Annotated in this window: 14 protein-coding genes; 7 read left to right on the forward strand and 7 right to left on the reverse strand. The window is 72.1% G+C overall.

From position 1 onward, the window contains the following. Positions 1–120 precede the first annotated feature (120 nt). Both OCT49_RS22700 and OCT49_RS22705 read right to left on the reverse strand, forming a co-directional pair. Positions 121–645 carry a VOC family protein gene (locus OCT49_RS22700; RefSeq protein ID WP_283853680.1) on the reverse strand — a complete coding sequence of 175 codons (525 nt, stop codon included), beginning with the start codon at positions 643–645 and terminating at the stop codon, positions 121–123. A 170-nt stretch (positions 646–815) separates the two neighbouring features. Continuing rightward, a complete protein-coding gene (locus OCT49_RS22705; RefSeq protein ID WP_283853681.1) occupies positions 816–1,319 on the reverse strand; it encodes a DinB family protein in 504 nt (167 codons plus the stop codon). Between the two features lie 366 nt (positions 1,320–1,685). Between OCT49_RS22705 and OCT49_RS22710 the strand changes: the two genes are divergently transcribed. The 3 genes from OCT49_RS22710 to OCT49_RS22720 all read left to right on the forward strand — a co-directional run bounded on the left by OCT49_RS22710 (position 1,686) and on the right by OCT49_RS22720 (position 5,736). Next, the gene (locus tag OCT49_RS22710; RefSeq protein ID WP_283853682.1) at positions 1,686–2,279 is read left to right on the forward strand and encodes a hypothetical protein; all 594 of its coding nucleotides are present in this window, start codon (positions 1,686–1,688) and stop codon (positions 2,277–2,279) included. A 227-nt stretch (positions 2,280–2,506) separates the two neighbouring features. Beyond that, positions 2,507–4,930, forward strand: coding sequence for a Tox-REase-5 domain-containing protein (locus OCT49_RS22715; RefSeq protein WP_283853683.1), 2,424 nt, complete (start codon positions 2,507–2,509; stop codon positions 4,928–4,930). 77 nt (positions 4,931–5,007) lie between these two features. Then, the gene (locus tag OCT49_RS22720; protein WP_283853684.1) at positions 5,008–5,736 is read left to right on the forward strand and encodes an Imm52 family immunity protein; all 729 of its coding nucleotides are present in this window, start codon (positions 5,008–5,010) and stop codon (positions 5,734–5,736) included. 68 nt (positions 5,737–5,804) lie between these two features. On the opposite strand, the gene OCT49_RS22725 is transcribed toward OCT49_RS22720, so the two are convergent. From OCT49_RS22725 to OCT49_RS22740, 4 genes are all read right to left on the reverse strand, one after another. Next, a complete protein-coding gene (locus tag OCT49_RS22725; protein WP_283853685.1) occupies positions 5,805–6,254 on the reverse strand; it encodes a DUF3592 domain-containing protein in 450 nt (149 codons plus the stop codon). 92 nt (positions 6,255–6,346) lie between these two features. Beyond that, on the reverse strand, positions 6,347–6,931 hold the full coding sequence (locus OCT49_RS22730) for a hypothetical protein (protein ID WP_502963403.1): 585 nt from the start codon (positions 6,929–6,931) through the stop codon (positions 6,347–6,349). A gap of 85 nt (positions 6,932–7,016) precedes the next feature. After that, the gene (locus OCT49_RS22735) at positions 7,017–9,026 is read right to left on the reverse strand and encodes a hypothetical protein (protein ID WP_283853686.1); all 2,010 of its coding nucleotides are present in this window, start codon (positions 9,024–9,026) and stop codon (positions 7,017–7,019) included. Positions 9,027–9,179: 153 nt separating this feature from the next. Further along, positions 9,180–9,563 carry a DUF192 domain-containing protein gene (locus OCT49_RS22740; RefSeq protein WP_502963404.1) on the reverse strand — a complete coding sequence of 128 codons (384 nt, stop codon included), beginning with the start codon at positions 9,561–9,563 and terminating at the stop codon, positions 9,180–9,182. 103 nt (positions 9,564–9,666) lie between these two features. Here OCT49_RS22740 and OCT49_RS22745 point away from each other — a divergent pair, with 103 nt between their 5' ends. The 4 genes from OCT49_RS22745 (at position 9,667) to OCT49_RS22760 (ending at position 12,814) form a co-directional block, all read left to right on the forward strand. Then, positions 9,667–10,608, forward strand: coding sequence for a prepilin peptidase (locus OCT49_RS22745; protein WP_283853688.1), 942 nt, complete (start codon positions 9,667–9,669; stop codon positions 10,606–10,608). A 94-nt stretch (positions 10,609–10,702) separates the two neighbouring features. Continuing rightward, positions 10,703–11,512 (forward strand): class I SAM-dependent methyltransferase, encoded by an 810-nt coding sequence (locus OCT49_RS22750; RefSeq protein ID WP_283853689.1) that lies wholly within the window; start codon positions 10,703–10,705, stop codon positions 11,510–11,512. Between the two features lie 108 nt (positions 11,513–11,620). Further along, positions 11,621–12,088, forward strand: coding sequence for a hypothetical protein (locus OCT49_RS22755; RefSeq protein WP_283853690.1), 468 nt, complete (start codon positions 11,621–11,623; stop codon positions 12,086–12,088). A 177-nt stretch (positions 12,089–12,265) separates the two neighbouring features. After that, positions 12,266–12,814 (forward strand): hypothetical protein, encoded by a 549-nt coding sequence (locus tag OCT49_RS22760; protein ID WP_283853691.1) that lies wholly within the window; start codon positions 12,266–12,268, stop codon positions 12,812–12,814. A gap of 288 nt (positions 12,815–13,102) precedes the next feature. Here OCT49_RS22760 and mgrA read toward each other — a convergent pair whose 3' ends face one another. After that, positions 13,103–14,143 (reverse strand): L-glyceraldehyde 3-phosphate reductase, encoded by a 1,041-nt coding sequence (mgrA, locus tag OCT49_RS22765; RefSeq protein WP_283853692.1) that lies wholly within the window; start codon positions 14,141–14,143, stop codon positions 13,103–13,105. Between the last annotated feature and the right edge of the window lie 156 nt (positions 14,144–14,299).

Genomic DNA, 14,299 nt, shown 5'->3' on the forward strand with positions numbered 1-14,299 from the left:
TGCGGCTCGACGGATGGCCGACCGCCGCGAGTCGTTCCGGAGCCCGGTTCCGTTCCTCCGCCGTCCCCGGCCCACCGGCCCCGGCCCCCGGACTCGGCTCGACGTCCCCGGCCCCCGGGCTCAGTCCGCCGGGCGCAGCGGGGTGCTCGCCACGCCCGTCGCGCGGCCACTGAGCTCGACGTCCAGGGTCTCCTGGGCCGTGCGCATCGACTCGACGTACTTCGGCTCCGACATCCGCTCCCAGGCCTCGTCCGGCGCGACCTGCTCGACCCGGCCGACCACCCACCAGATGTTGCCGAACGGGTCCCGCACCCGGCCGCCGCGATCCCCCCACGCGCTGTCGGCGGCCTCGGTGACCACCCGCGCCCCGTGGGCGACGGCGGTGGCCATGGCGGCATCCGCGTCGGGGACGTACACCCGCAGCAGCGAGGGCATCACCGGCCAGTCGGGCCGGCGGTCGAAGGCCAGCACGACCGTGTCACCGATCCGGATCTCGCCGTGGCCGATGCTGCCGTCCTCGACCGGTACCCGGACGAGCTCCTCGGCGCCGAACGACGCGGTGAGGAAGTCGAACAGGGCGCCGGTGTCGTCGGTCACCACCCAGGGGGCGACGGAGGTGTGGCCTTCGGGGGCGATGGGGTTCATCGGTCACGTCCTTCCTCGGGGTCTTTCCGGACGTGACGATCGTAGGAACCCAATAGGTCGGGTCCGGTCCTGTATCGACGAAGGGGTACGGGATGTGACGGGCACTCGGCCCTTCGGCCGGGTGACAGCGGATGCGGTTGCCGAAGGGCCCCTGCGGTGCGGGGGCCGGATCAGACGCCGGTGGTGCCGTCGACGATCTCGCGGATGATGTCGAGGTGGCCGTTGTGCCGGGCGGTCTCCTCGATCAGGTGCAGGACGATCCAGCGCAGATCGGGGGACCTGCCGTCCCGGCGCGGACGCTCCGCCGGGGTGTCCAGGTCGTGGGAGGCGACCAACTCGCGGTAACGGGCGTTCCGTTCGGCGTACAGGGCGAGGACGTCGGCGAGCGGCATGTCCACCGCGACGCGCATCTCGCGGTCGGGGTCCTCGTCCGTCCAGGGGCCCTCGTCCTCCCCGCCGAGGAAGACCACCTCGAACCAGTAGTACTCGACCCAGCTGAGGTGGTTGATCAGCCCGGCGATCGTCATCAGGGGCGAGCCCGGCAACGGGGCCCGGCGGGCGTCGTCGGGGGAGACGCCCTCGCACTTCGCGCGTGCGGTGTCGCGGACGTAGTCGAGGAAGGTGGTCAGCTGGGTGCGCTCGTCCCATGCGGGAGGCGAATCGGTGCGTGTCATCGACGTACACCATGGGCGACGGGCCGGGGCCTGTCCAACGTATAAACCGGCGCCCGCGCGGTCCCGGCACCGGCGGCGAGGCACCGGTGGCCGCACCGGCGACGGAATCGGCCACGGGGTCGGCCAAGGGGCGGGGCCGGGGCCCGGGCACCGGGTCGGCGCGGGCGCCGGGAGGCCGGTACCGGACCATTGGGGTCCGCCCTGGGTCCGTGGGCCCACGCCCGCACGGATGGATCTCATTACGCTCATGCGTGACCAATCGTGAGCACACCCGACCCGGCGCCCGTCACGGGCGTCCGTCCGGCGCGCCCGCACGCACGTTGATCTGCACGCTCCACCTGTATCCGTTCATGGGGTGATGTGTCGATGAGTGACGGTTTCTTCTACTCGTACCACCTCGGCTGGAGCCGACCGGACGCCGAGTCCCTCTTCAACGACCTCGACGCGGCGGGGCTGCGGCTGGCCCACCCCGTCACCAGGCGGGTCACCCTCCTCGGTCCGGGGCCCGGCTCCCGGGCCGCCCCGTCCTGGGTGACCCGGGAACAGCTCGTGCTGCTGGCCGGGCTGCAACGGCTCGACACGGTCGACTTCCTGCTGTGGACGAGCGGCGGCACCGAGGTCCCCGCCCGCATCTACCGGATGCGGGACGGGGTCGTCGCGCTGGAATTCGGGCTCGGCCGGCTGACCCGGGACGAGCAGGAGGCGGCCGCGCGGGCGATCCGGGAGGCGATAGGGCGGGCCTCCGTGCTCTGCATCGGGTTCGTCGTCGACCGCGAGGGCGCCTCCGCGGCGACGGACTGGAGCGGTGTCGTCGTCAACGGGACGACGTGCTTCGACAGCTGGCCCGACACGCTCGCCGTGCGGCACGAGATCGCCGCGGTGCAGCCGCAGCTGTCCGGGGTGGCCTCCTACGACCAGTCGCCCTGGATGCTGTTCGGCAGCGAGGTCCCCGTGCGGTAGTGGGGCCCGTGCGGCGATGGCGAGGCCCCGCGCGGCGGTGACGGAGTCCCCGTTCGGTGGTGGCGGCAGGTGCCCTATTTGTTCCGTTGATCCGCAACTCCCGTGGGAATCGGCGACTTTGAGCGTTGCATTGGGCCCTGGGGCCCATGCCCCGAAGGGTGCCGGTGTGGTCGGATGCGTGGAGTGGCTGAACTGTGGCCGCACACCGGCAAGCTGGGGGACTCGTCGTGTCTGGCACAGGTGGATTCGCGATCGCGGGCGGCGCCGACGGTGGTGGCGCCGTCATGACCCGGCAGGGCAGACAGCCCCTGCCGCGACCGTTGCAGGCGGTACTGATCCTCGTCCGGCTGCTCTTCGCGGCCGCGGTGCTGGGCGGTGCCGGTGTCCTGACGGTGGCGTCGGCGGTCAACGAGGTCGACGGCCGGCTCTTCGGGCTGCTGCTGTACGCGGCGCTGCCGAGCGTGATCGGCCTGGTGCTGTCGCTCTACGTGCGCACGGGCGGCGTCTGGATCTGGCGCGGCCTCCTCGCCGTACACGTCTGGTTCATCGCCGGGGCGCTGTCGACCCTCGGCGGGGACGGGAGCGGGCGGGGCATCACGCAGTTGGTGATCCCCGTGGTCGTCGTCGTCCTGCTGTTCCGGGTGAGCTCCCGCGAGTGGTTCGCCCTGAGCCCCGAACAGCGCGCCCCGCACCGGCGGTTCAGCATCGCGCGCATGATCAGGTGGCGCCGCGACGACGCCGGCCAGACCGCGATGGAATACCTGGGCATGGTCCTGGTGGTCGTGGCCCTCATCGCCGGGCTCGTCGTCACGGGCATCGGCGCCCAGATCACCGGCGGCATGCAGGACGCGATCTGCCGGCTGACCGGCAGCGCCTGCCCCGCGCCCGGCGGCAGCGAGGTGGAGGCGGGGCACGGGACCTCGTCCGGCGGCACGGACTCCGGCGGTACGGACTCGGGCGGCTCGGTCGCCACCGGTGGTACGGACTCCGGCGGCACGGACTCCGGCGGCACGGACTCCGGTGGTACGGACTCGGGTTCCGGCGGCGCCGATGCGACGGGCGGCTCGGATGCGTCCGGCGGCTCGGACGCGACGGGCGGCTCCGGCGCATCGGGCGGCTCGGGCGGTGCGGACGCATCCGGCGGCTCCGGTGACTCCAGCAGTTCCGGCAGCTCCGGTTCCACCGGCGGCGACACCATCCAGGTCGACGACGGCGGCGACGACGTGGACACCTCGGGAGAGGTGGACGGGGGCGACATCCCGGACGGCGACGGCGACGGCGGTGACAACGGCGACGGGGGCGACGACGAGAGCTGCACCTCGGGCATCGGCGCGTTCTTCTCCTGCGCCGTGGACCAGACCGGCGGCTTCTTCGAGGGCCTGATCGGCGACGGCCTGTGGGGTGACATCACCGGCACGATCGACACGATCTTCCACCCGGTCGACGCGTGGAACGGCCTGATGGACTACGGCAAGAGCCTCGGCGACAAGTGGAGCCAGGACTCCAAGGACGCCGGGAAGAAGTGGGCCGACGGCGACTACCTCGGCGCGATCTGGGACTGGACCAAGGCGTCCGGCGGCACCGGCATCAAGGTCCTCGACGACATGTTCATCGGCGACGAGGTCCGGGACATGTGGAAGGAGGGCAACGAGGGCCAGGCGATCGGCACCGGTCTCTGGAACATCGGCTCCCTCCTCATCCCGGGATACGGCGAGGCCAAGCTCGTCGGCAAGTTCGGGAAGCTGGGCAAGCTCGGGAAACTCGGCAAGCTGGGCGAGGTCGCCGAGAAGGCGTCGGAGGCCGCGTCCAAGGCGAAGAAGGCCGCCAAGGCGGGCGACGTCGACGCCGCGGAGAAGGCCGCGAAGGAAGCGCAGCAGCACGCCGACGACGCCGCCGAGGAGGCCGGTCTCAAGGGCTGCACCGTCGGCCTGGGCGGTCGCCTGCGGGTCCCGTACGGCGGCGGCACCGCGCCGGGGCTGCCCGGCACCGGCACCGGGGTCCTGGCCGGCCCGCGCACGGCCGTGCCCGTCGGGTTCTTCGCGCAGGACTGCGGCGAGGTCGATCCGGACAAGAAGGCCGCCGCCGAAGAGGCCCAGCGACTGGCCGACGAGGCCGCCGCGGCCGCGAAGGCGGCCAAGCGGAAGAAGGACCTGGAGCGTGCCCAGAACCAGCCGAAGCCGGAGTGGTACAAGGACTTGAAGGACCCGACGACCGGTTCCAAGGACGGCGGCGAGGGCAACTGGCAGGAGATCAAGCCGGGCGTCTGGAGCTACCCGACCGAGATGGGCGCCCGCTACCAGGAGCAGATCTCCAAGGTGGGCCGCGGCAAGGAGTACCGGGTGCCGCTGGACAAACTCACGGGCAAGCCGGTCGACTTCGACGGCTGGGACGCCTCGCGGGGCACCTACCTGGAGGCGAAGTACGGGTACCGGGGCAAGGACTTCTACGACGCCGACACCGGGGCGCTCACCCCGAAGGTCGCCGACCGGTGGGCGGACCAGGCCAGCCGGCAGGTCGACGCGGCCCGCGGCAAGCCGGTCGAGTGGCACATGTCCGACCCGGACGTCGCCGAGGCGGCGCGGGAGATGTTCGAGGACCGGGGCATCCCGGTTAAGGTGATCCACACCCCCGGGGACGTGGTCGGCGACTGAGCGTCGGAAGAACGACGGACCGTGAGCCGAGAACCGAGGATCGAGGACCGGGGCCCGGGCCCCAGGGAGAACGTGTCGTGCTGAACGTCGTGGTGAACGGCCTCTGGGGCCTTCGAGGGGAGTCCGTTGCGGCCGTCGCCGAGCGCTGGGCCGTGACGCTCGCCGCCCTGGGGGAGATCGACGGTCCGACCTTCGGCACCTGGCACGAGGCCGGGGACGGCCGGCCGTCCGACCCGGTGCTGGAACCCTCGGCCGCCGCGCTGGCGGAGTACATCGAGCGGGGGAACACGGGCCCCGACCTCGACGTGATCGGCTACACCGCCTCGCTGTGGGCGAGCAACCCCGGTTCGCCGCACGTGTCCCTGGCGGTCCACGCGGGCAGCACCTCGCAGTACGCGGGGAACTCCGTCGCGCTCTCCTTCCGTTCGCGCGAGGTGGACGAGACCGCGGAGGTGATCCGCCGCGCCCCGGAGATCCTGCGGCTCCTCGCGGAGCACTGGGAGTTCGACGCGGGCCAGGTGTACGACCGGCCCCAGTACCGGGCGGTGGCCGAGCGATTCGACCTGAAGAACAGCGACCCCCGCTGCGGCCGGGCGGTCTTCCTCTCCGCCGGCCGGGCCGCCCGCGCCCCCGAGGACCTGCCCGGGACGTACGTCCGCACCGCGAACGACGGCCTGGTCGTCGACCTCACGTGCGGCGGTACGAAGCTCCCGGACCTCGACACGGTCATCGGGGCGAACGAACGGCTGCGGGAGGCCGGGGCGCTGGAGGCGCTTCCGAAGCCGTTCGACCGCGCCACGTTCTGACGGCCACGGGGCCGCGCACACCCGGGGTCACGCCCACTGGCACGCCCCGGCCCGAGCCGTACCGCGCCTCAGATCCAGCCCCGTATCATCGCGAAACCGGCCAGCAGCATCCCCGCGAACGCCCCGAGCATGGGCGTGTACACCGCCGGCATCACCACCGGCCCCCACGCCCCCGGCCCGGCGAGCGCGGCCCTGTGCTCCGGGTCGGCCGGGTCGTAACTGACCTGGACCGGCGCCCCGACCTCGAAGCCGAACGGGCCCGGGGCGTGGGCGGTGAACTCGACGTCGCGGCCGTCGCGGGTGCGGAACGCGAAGACGTACTCGGTGGTGTAGCCGCGCTCCGAGCCGGGGCCCCGGTCCACCGTCAGGCGGTCCGTGCACCGGCCCTCGACGCGCTCACCGTGCTGCAGCAGCCGCAGCACCCGGTACAGGCGCAGCGCCGAACGGACCGCGAACGCGCCGAGGAACAGACCGAACAGCAGCAGGAACGTGGCTGTGCCACCGGGCAGGATCTGCATGAACGGGTGCTCCCGATCCGTTGCTCGACCTACTTGACCGAATCAACCTACGCGGCCTGCTCAACCTGCGCGGCCCACTCGGCCCGCGCGGCCTACTTGACCGTGATGGAGCCGACGAAGGCGTCGAGGTCCTGCTTGCTCAGCGCGCCCTTCACGGCGTTGATCCGGACGGCGAACGGCACGCCCTTGGAGTCGACACCGGCCACCACGACGCCCGTCATCCGGGTGCCGGGCGCCGGGGTTTCGTCCTTGCCGCTCGACAGGAACTCGTAGTCGATCCGGCGGGCGTCCCGGGCGTCCTCCGCGCCTGCGAGCCGCACATCCTCGGTGTTCTTGCGGGTCGCCCCGAGACCGATCCCGGCGCCCGCCGCCGCCGCTGCCTCGGCGGCGTCGTCCACACCCGTGGCGAAGTCGAGCTGCACGGAGACCATGCCGGCCCGCACCCCGCCCTCCTTCTTGAGCGCGACGGCGGCGTTGGACTCGGCACGGTCGGCCTCCGCCTGCTCCTTGTAGCCCTTGTTCTCCGGGTAACCGACGGAGAGGCTCTTGGTGTCGAGTGTGCCCCAGCCCTCCGGGACGGCGGCGGGGTCGCCGCCGCAGCCGGCGAGCAGGGCGAGGCCGATGGCGGCGGCAGCAGCTGCGCCGATCGCCCGGGACATCTTCATCGTCGTCGTCATCGCCTATCGCCTTGTCGTCGTGCGTGGTGGCCGCGGTCACCGGGCACCGTAGCCGGACCCGGTACCGCCCGTCGTACCGCCGTCGCTACTTCGCGCAGTAGCTGTACGGCAGGTACGAACGCTTGTCGCCCTGCGGGGCCCCGAGGAACTCCGCGTCCGTCAGCGTCTCCTTCTTGTGCTCGTCGGAGAAGGAGAACCCGAGGCTCATGCCGAGCGACACCTCGAAGCCGAACTCCTGGGCGTCCGTCAGGCCGGTGTACTTCATGGAACTCGACAGGCCGTCCTCGAACATCAGCTGCTCGAAGGCGTCGCCGTTGGTGGGCCGGTCCTGCAGGGAGTGGTCGCCGAACATGTACTCGAACGGGGCGGTGTTGTTGCCGGAGCCGTCGAGCCACTGCTCGGCGATGGCCCGCTTGTCCTCGGTGGCCTTGTCCGTGTCCTTGCCGAAGACGATCGAGTTGGTCCGCACCTGGACGCCGGTCTCGCCGGAGGAGTCGGAGCCGCTGACCTTGCCGCCCCGCTTGTCCTTGCCCTTCTCGCCGTTGTCGCCCTTGATGTCGCCCTTGCTGGAGGTCGAGCCGCCTTCGAGGGTCTGGGTCATGTCGATGCGGACGATCTTGCCGGTCTTCTGGTCGCGGGTGACGGTGATCGCCCCGGTCCGGTTGTCCTTCGCGCCGGCCGTGCCGCCCAGCGGGCCGGCCGAACCGCTGACCTTGCCCTCCAGTTCGAGCTTGGCGGTGTACGTGTACGACTCGTTGCCGTTGACGTCGTCCTTGGTGATGGTCACCTCGGGGGAGAACTTCGCCTTGCCGCCGAGCTTCGCGCCCAGCTCGGACTCGTCGCCCGCGCTGATGGAGAGGCCGCCGTCCGCGTACCCGTTGAGGCCGATGGTCGAGTAGGAGATCTTCTTGTCGCCGATCTGGTCCTCGACCTGCTTCTTCTTGTCGGCCCACTTCATCCCGGAGTACCAGCCGCCGCCGTAGCCGCCGCTGTACTTCGTGGAGGTCTCCCACATCTTCATTTCTTCGATGTCGTCGCGCATCTTCTGGGCCTCCTCCTCGCTCTTGAAGACCCAGGTGTCACCGTTGGTGATCTTGATGCCGCCGCCGACGTCCACATCGGCCTTGCCCAGCTTGCCGAGCTTGGCGCCGGGGGTGCTGCCGGTGGCGCCGGCCGAGATGGCGTCCGTGAACGTCATGTAGACCAGCTTGTCGTTCTCGTCGACCTTGCCGTCCTCGTTCACGTCCGTGTTGGCCTGGCTGACCTTCTGCTGGAAGCCGTACTCGTTGCCCCACTCGAACCAGCCGATCTTCACCTTGCCGCCGACGGTGTCGGAGATGCTGGAGACCTGGCACATCTTGGGTTCGTAGTCGGCGTCCGTCTTCGGTTTGGCGGTGTTCTCCCCGTTGCCGCCGCCCGTGGAACAGCCGCCCCCGCCGCCGCCCAGCGAGCTGATCGCGCAACGGATGCGCTCGCCGATCTGGCCACCGACGCCCGCCATGGACATCGCGCCGATCAGCGTGACGACGAGGACGACCACCCCCAGGTACTCCATGGCGGTGGCACCGCCGTCCCGCCAGGAGTACGGGTGGTACGGGGCCGGCGCCGGGTCGTCCGCGCGGTCGTCCAGGAGCCGGTCGACGGCCAGCCCGGCCGCCGCGCCGGTCGCCAGCGAGACGATGGGCATCAGCGTGCCCTCGATGTTCATGACGTGCCAGGACACGGCGAGGCCGTAGCCGAGCGCGACCACCGGCACCCCGAGGGCGGCCAGGAGGGACACGAGGCGGGACTCGCGGTGCTCGTCGGGCAGGACACGGGCGGCGGCCAGCACGGTGAGGACGGTCGTGATGACGTTCGGGATGTGCAGCACTCCCAGCCGCCAGCCGAAACTGGCCAGCCGCTCCTCGGTGGCCAGCATCTCGACGAGCCCGCGCGACACGAGGTACCCGGCGGCGATGTACACCAGCGCGCCGGCGGCCCAGCTGCGGGTCAGTGCGAAGAACACGCCGCCGCCGCCCTGGTGGGAGCCGGCACCCCCGTTCCCCGGCGGTATGTGGCCCGCGCTTCCGCTTCCCCAGCCCCCGCCACCAGTCACGGTTCTTCCTCTCCGACGTCCACTTGCCCTGCCCGAGCCCGCAGTTCAGCATTTCGGGTTCAGCGTGAGCGTACGGACGTACGAGCCCCGTGACCTGGGCCCTTGGCCCCAAAGTCGGGCCCAACAGGCAGGAGAGGGGCGGTTGTCGCCCCCTCAGTTGCCGTCGACCACGTCCTGGACGATCTCCACCCGCGCCCCCGGCCGCAGCCCCCACTGCTCCATCGCGCCGGCCTCCGCCTCGATCACGTGCCGGGCCCGCAGCCGGGGCAGCCCCAGCCGTCCGGGCTTCATCGTGCGCACCGCCAGAACCCTGAACTTCCGGTCCAGGTACGCCACGTCGATGGTGAACCGCATCCCGAAGCAGTGCACGCTCCCGCACGGGGTGATCATGAGGGCACCGTCGATCCCGTCCTGCCCGAGCAGCCCCCGGCTGCGGGCCCGGTACGAGGCCGCGATCCGCAACGGAATGCGCCGCCCCTGACCTCCCCCGGTGCCGGTGACCGTCAACGTACCGCTGCCATTGCGCCATTGAGCCATGGCCATGAAGGTAGCGCCCGGTGACGGTTGCTGGGTCCGGAACGGTGTGCAGTGGGCCCCAGGACCCATGACCGGTGCCCGGCACCCGCCTAGGGTCGGCTCCGTGGAAGCCATGCTGACAGTGCTCGCCGCACTCTGGGGCGCAGCGGCCGGACTGCTGGTCCCGCGCGCCGCCCACCGGTTCTCCGTCGAGCCGGACGAGCCATGGCGCGACACCTGCCCCTCCGGACACCCCCTGACCGGGATCGCCCGCGGCTGGCTCGGCTCCACCCGCTGCCCGGTGTGCGCCGCAACGCCCGTGCCCGTCGCCGCGGGTACGGGACCGGGCACCCCCGCCGACGAAGCGGACGACTCCACACCCCCCGAGTCCCCCCATCCCGGCTCCACACCCCCCGAGTCCCCCCATCCCGGCTCCACACCCCCCGAATCCGCGCCCCCGGAATCCACACCCTCGGAATCCGCATTCCCCGCCCCCGCGCCCCCCGCCCCCACGCACCCGGCGCGCTACGCCCCCGGCACCCTCGTCCCCGTCGTCACCGCGCTCGCCTGCGCCGTGCTCGCCGCCGCCACCGGAACCCGTCCCGAACTCGCCGTCTGGCTGCTGCTGGCCCCCGTCGGCGTGCTCCTCGCGACCATCGACCGCCGCGTCCACCGGCTGCCCGACCTGCTGACCCTGCCCGCGGCCGGCGCCGTCACCGTGCTCCTGGGCGTCGCGGCGCTCCTTCCCGAGCACGGCGGATCGTGGCTGTCCGGGCTGCTCGGCGGGGCCGCGCTCGGCGGCTTCTACCTCCTGCTCTTCCTCATCAACCCGAACGGCATGGGCTTCGGCGACGTCAAGCTCGCCCTCTCGCTGGGCGTGGCCCTCGGCTGGTACGGCTGGGCCGTGCTGTTCGCCGGCGGTTTCGCCGGGTTCCTGCTCGGCGCGGTGTACGGGTTCGGGCTGATGGTCCTGCGCCGGGCCGGGCGCAAGACCGGCATCCCGTTCGGCCCGTTCATGATCACGGGTGCGCTGCTGGGCATCCTGCTCGGCGCCCTGGCCGCCTGAGAACCGGCGGGCGGTTCCCGGCCCCGCCACGATCCGCGGTGGCCCCGGGGTATTGAGGTCGCGTGGGCCGACACCCGGCTGACACGATCTCCGTATGACCGGTACACCCGAAGAAGAGACAGCGGGCGCGGCGGCGGAGGCCGAACGCGCACGGTTCGACGCCCTCGTCGCCGAGGCCGCCGCCGCACCGGTCGCCGGCTGGGACTTCTCCTGGCTCGACGGCCGGGCCACGGAGCAGCGCCCCTCCTGGGGGTACGCCCGCGCCATGGCGGACCGGATGGGGCGGGCCCGGGCCGCGCTCGACATCCAGACCGGCGGCGGCGAGGTCCTCGCGTCCGTGCCGAAGCTGCCGCCGCTCGTGGTCGCCACCGAGTCCTGGCCGCCGAACGTCGCCCGCGCCACGGCCCTGCTGCACCCGCGCGGTGTGGCCGTGGTCGTCGATCCGGACGAGCCGCCGCTGCCGTTCGGCGACGACGCCTTCGACCTGGTGGTCAGCCGGCACCCGGTGACCACCTGGTGGGAGGAGATCGCGCGGGTGCTCGCCCCCGGCGGCACGTACTTCTCGCAGCAGGTCGGCCCGGCCAGCGTCTTCGAGCTCGTCGAGTACTTCCTCGGCCCGCAGCCGCCGCGGGTGCGCGGCGCCCGGGACCCCGAGCGGGCCCGGGCCGCGGCCGAGGCGGCCGGGCTGGAGGTCGTCGACCTGCGGGCGGAGCGGCTGCGCACCGAGTTCTTCGACATCGGCGCCGTCGTCTACTTCCTGCGGAAGGTGATCTGGATGGTGCCGGGCTTCACCGTCGAGGAGTACCGCTCGCGGCTGGCCGAACTGCACCACCGGATCGAGACCGGGGGCCCGTTCGTGGCCCACACCACCCGCTTCCTGATCGAGGCCCGCAAACCGCGGTAGCCGCCGGGGCCGGAACCGGTCGCGACCGGTCGCCACCCGGACGATCACCGCCCCGTACTTCGCGAAGGGTGCGACCCTGGACGGTGAACGCCGGGGAAGGGGATCGTCATGAGGACGGGGAACACGGGCCACGAGAACGGAACACCGCGCGTCCCGCGGCAGGGGAGGGCCGACTGGCTCAGGGGCGCCCGGATCGTCGGGGTGCTCGGTGTCTTCTACCGGCCGGAGGGGCGGGTGGGGGAGCCGGAGGCCGTCGAGTTCCTGCTGGCCGACGGCCAGTCGGTGCTCCTGACCTGTGCGTCGGAGGGGGCCCTGCGGGTCGGCCCGGGTGCCTGGCCCCGACTGCCCGACTGGTGCGTGCCCTCGGGCCAGTGGGAGTTCGCCCCCGTGACGAACCTGCCGCCGCCGCCCGACGGCGGCTGGACCGTCACCCGCACCGAGGAGCACGGCGACGAACGGGGCCAGGTGCGCGAGGCCGCCATCCGCTGCGAGGGCGGCAGCTTCGTGGTCCTCGGCGGCGACAGCATGACGATCCGCTTCACCCGCGGCCACCGCGGCGCCCCGGCCACCGCCTGAACCCGGGCAACCGCCCACCCGCGCCCCGCCGCCCCCGGAGCCGACACCGACCCCGGCCCCGGAGCCGGCCCGGCCTCAAATCCGCGCCCCCGCCCGGCAGATGACCGCGATCCGGGACGATGCCGGACGATTCGGGGAGGGCGGCCCCGGGGCCGGGCCCTGTCCCATACTCGGCGCATGACCTCTGTGAGACGCGCGGCCCGAGCCGCCGCCACCGCGACGGCACTCGTTCTCGTACCCGTCCTCGCCCTCGTCCTCGTCGGCTGCGGCACGGAGCGGGCCGGAGCCGGGGCCGGGGCCGACGGGTCCGGTACGAGCAGCGCCCCCTTCGCCGGGAACACCCGCTCCGACGGACCCGTCGACGGCAGCGACGCCTCGAAGTACCGGGAGAACCACGCCTTCCAGTCCACCGCCGAACTCTCCCCGGCCGAGCGGGAGCGGGGCGACGCCGAGGTGAAGAAGGTCGTGGCGGGCCTGTCCGGGCTCGCGGAGGGCCGCAGGAGCACCGAACCCCGGGTCCGTACCGCGCTCACCGGCCTGGGCTACCCGCCCGAGTCCGTATCCACCGGCACCTTCGGCCCCCACCGCACCACCTTCATCCTCGACCTCGGCAGGCTCTGCGTGGTGGGGTCGCTGGACGGCGAGGTCGGCGGGCTCGTCAAGGCCGAGGCGCACGGCAAGTACCTGGAGGGCACCGGCTGTGTGAAGCCGGTCGGGGGCCACTGAGAGCCCGCCGGGCGGGCCCGCGGGCCGTCAACCCGGTGATGCGCGCGCAACGGAGTTCAGTGAACCCGGAGAGTAATTGTGGAGTGGCGTGGCGCGCAGCATCACTTACGAAGGGTTATGGTGGAAACCCCCCTCGGGCCGGTCCGTATCCCCCCCCCACGGACCGGCCCGTTTTCTTTTGGGCCGCGGGGCCGGTCAGGGGCCGGTCCCGCGGAGCCCGGTTCCCGTCAGCTTCGGATCCGGGATCCCGTCGGCCCGGAGCTCGGATCCCGTCAACTTCGGAGCCCGTCAGCTCCGCCCGGCCCAGATGTTGGCGCCCGCGGTGTCCACGGCGAAGGTGTCGATTTCGGCCAGTTCCTCGGCGGACAGCGGTGAGCCGGTGAGCGCCGCGACGTTCTCCTCCAGCTGCGCCACGCTGGAGGCGCCGATCAGGGCGGAGGTCATCCGGCTGTCGCGCAGCACCCAGCCGAGCGCCAGCTGGGCGAGCGACTGGCCGCGCCGCCGGGCGATGTCGTTCAGGCCGTTCAGCCGGCGGAGCACCTCGTCCGACAGCAGGCCGGGGTCCAGGGACTTGCCCTGGGTGGCGCGCGAACCGTCGGGGATGCCCGTCAGGTACTTGCCGGTGAGCAGGCCCTGGGCGAGCGGCACGAAGGAGATGCAGCCCATGCCGGCCTCCTCCAGGGTGTCGAGCAGGCCGTCGTCCTCGATCCAGCGGTTGATCATCGAGTAGGAAGGCTGGTGGATCAGGGCCGGGACGCCCATCCCCCTGAGCAGCCGGGCCGCCTCGGCGGTCTGCTCCGCGTTGTACGAGGACACCCCCACGTACAACGCCTTGCCCTGCTGGACGGCGGAGGCCAGGGCCCCCATCGTCTCCTCCAGCGGGGTCTCCGGGTCGAAGCGGTGGGAGTAGAAGATGTCCACGTACTCCAGGCCCATCCGCTTCAGCGAGGCGTCGAGCGAGGACAGCAGGTACTTGCGGGAGCCCCATTCGCCGTACGGGCCCGGGTGCATCTCGTAACCGGCCTTGGTGGAGACGATCAGCTCGTCCCGGTACGGGGCGAAGTCCTGGTGGAAGATCTTCCCGAAATTGAGCTCGGCGGAGCCGGGCGGCGGCCCGTAGTTGTTGGCCAGATCGAAGTGGGTCACGCCCAGGTCGAAGGCGCGACGCAGGATGGCCCGCTGGGAGCCCAGCGTGCGGTCGTCGCCGAAGTTGTGCCAGAGACCGAGCGAGACGGCGGGCAGCTTGAGACCGCTGCGGCCGGTGCGGCGGTACTCCATGGAGTCGTAGCGCGAACCGGCGGCCAGGTAATGGAGAGGGGAATCAGTCACGTTTCTCTCCTTATCACGGACTTGTGACAGACCGGGTTGGGTCGGTACGCCCCCTGCGCAGTAATGTGGCGGCTTCGGGGGGCCGTCATGACATGCCATGGCGGGGCGACGGACTCTGTGTACCGGCGCGGTGACCCGGGGGGGACGACCCCGGGC

This window comes from Streptomyces sp. ML-6, from assembly GCF_030116705.1.
Lineage (GTDB): Bacteria > Actinomycetota > Actinomycetes > Streptomycetales > Streptomycetaceae > Streptomyces.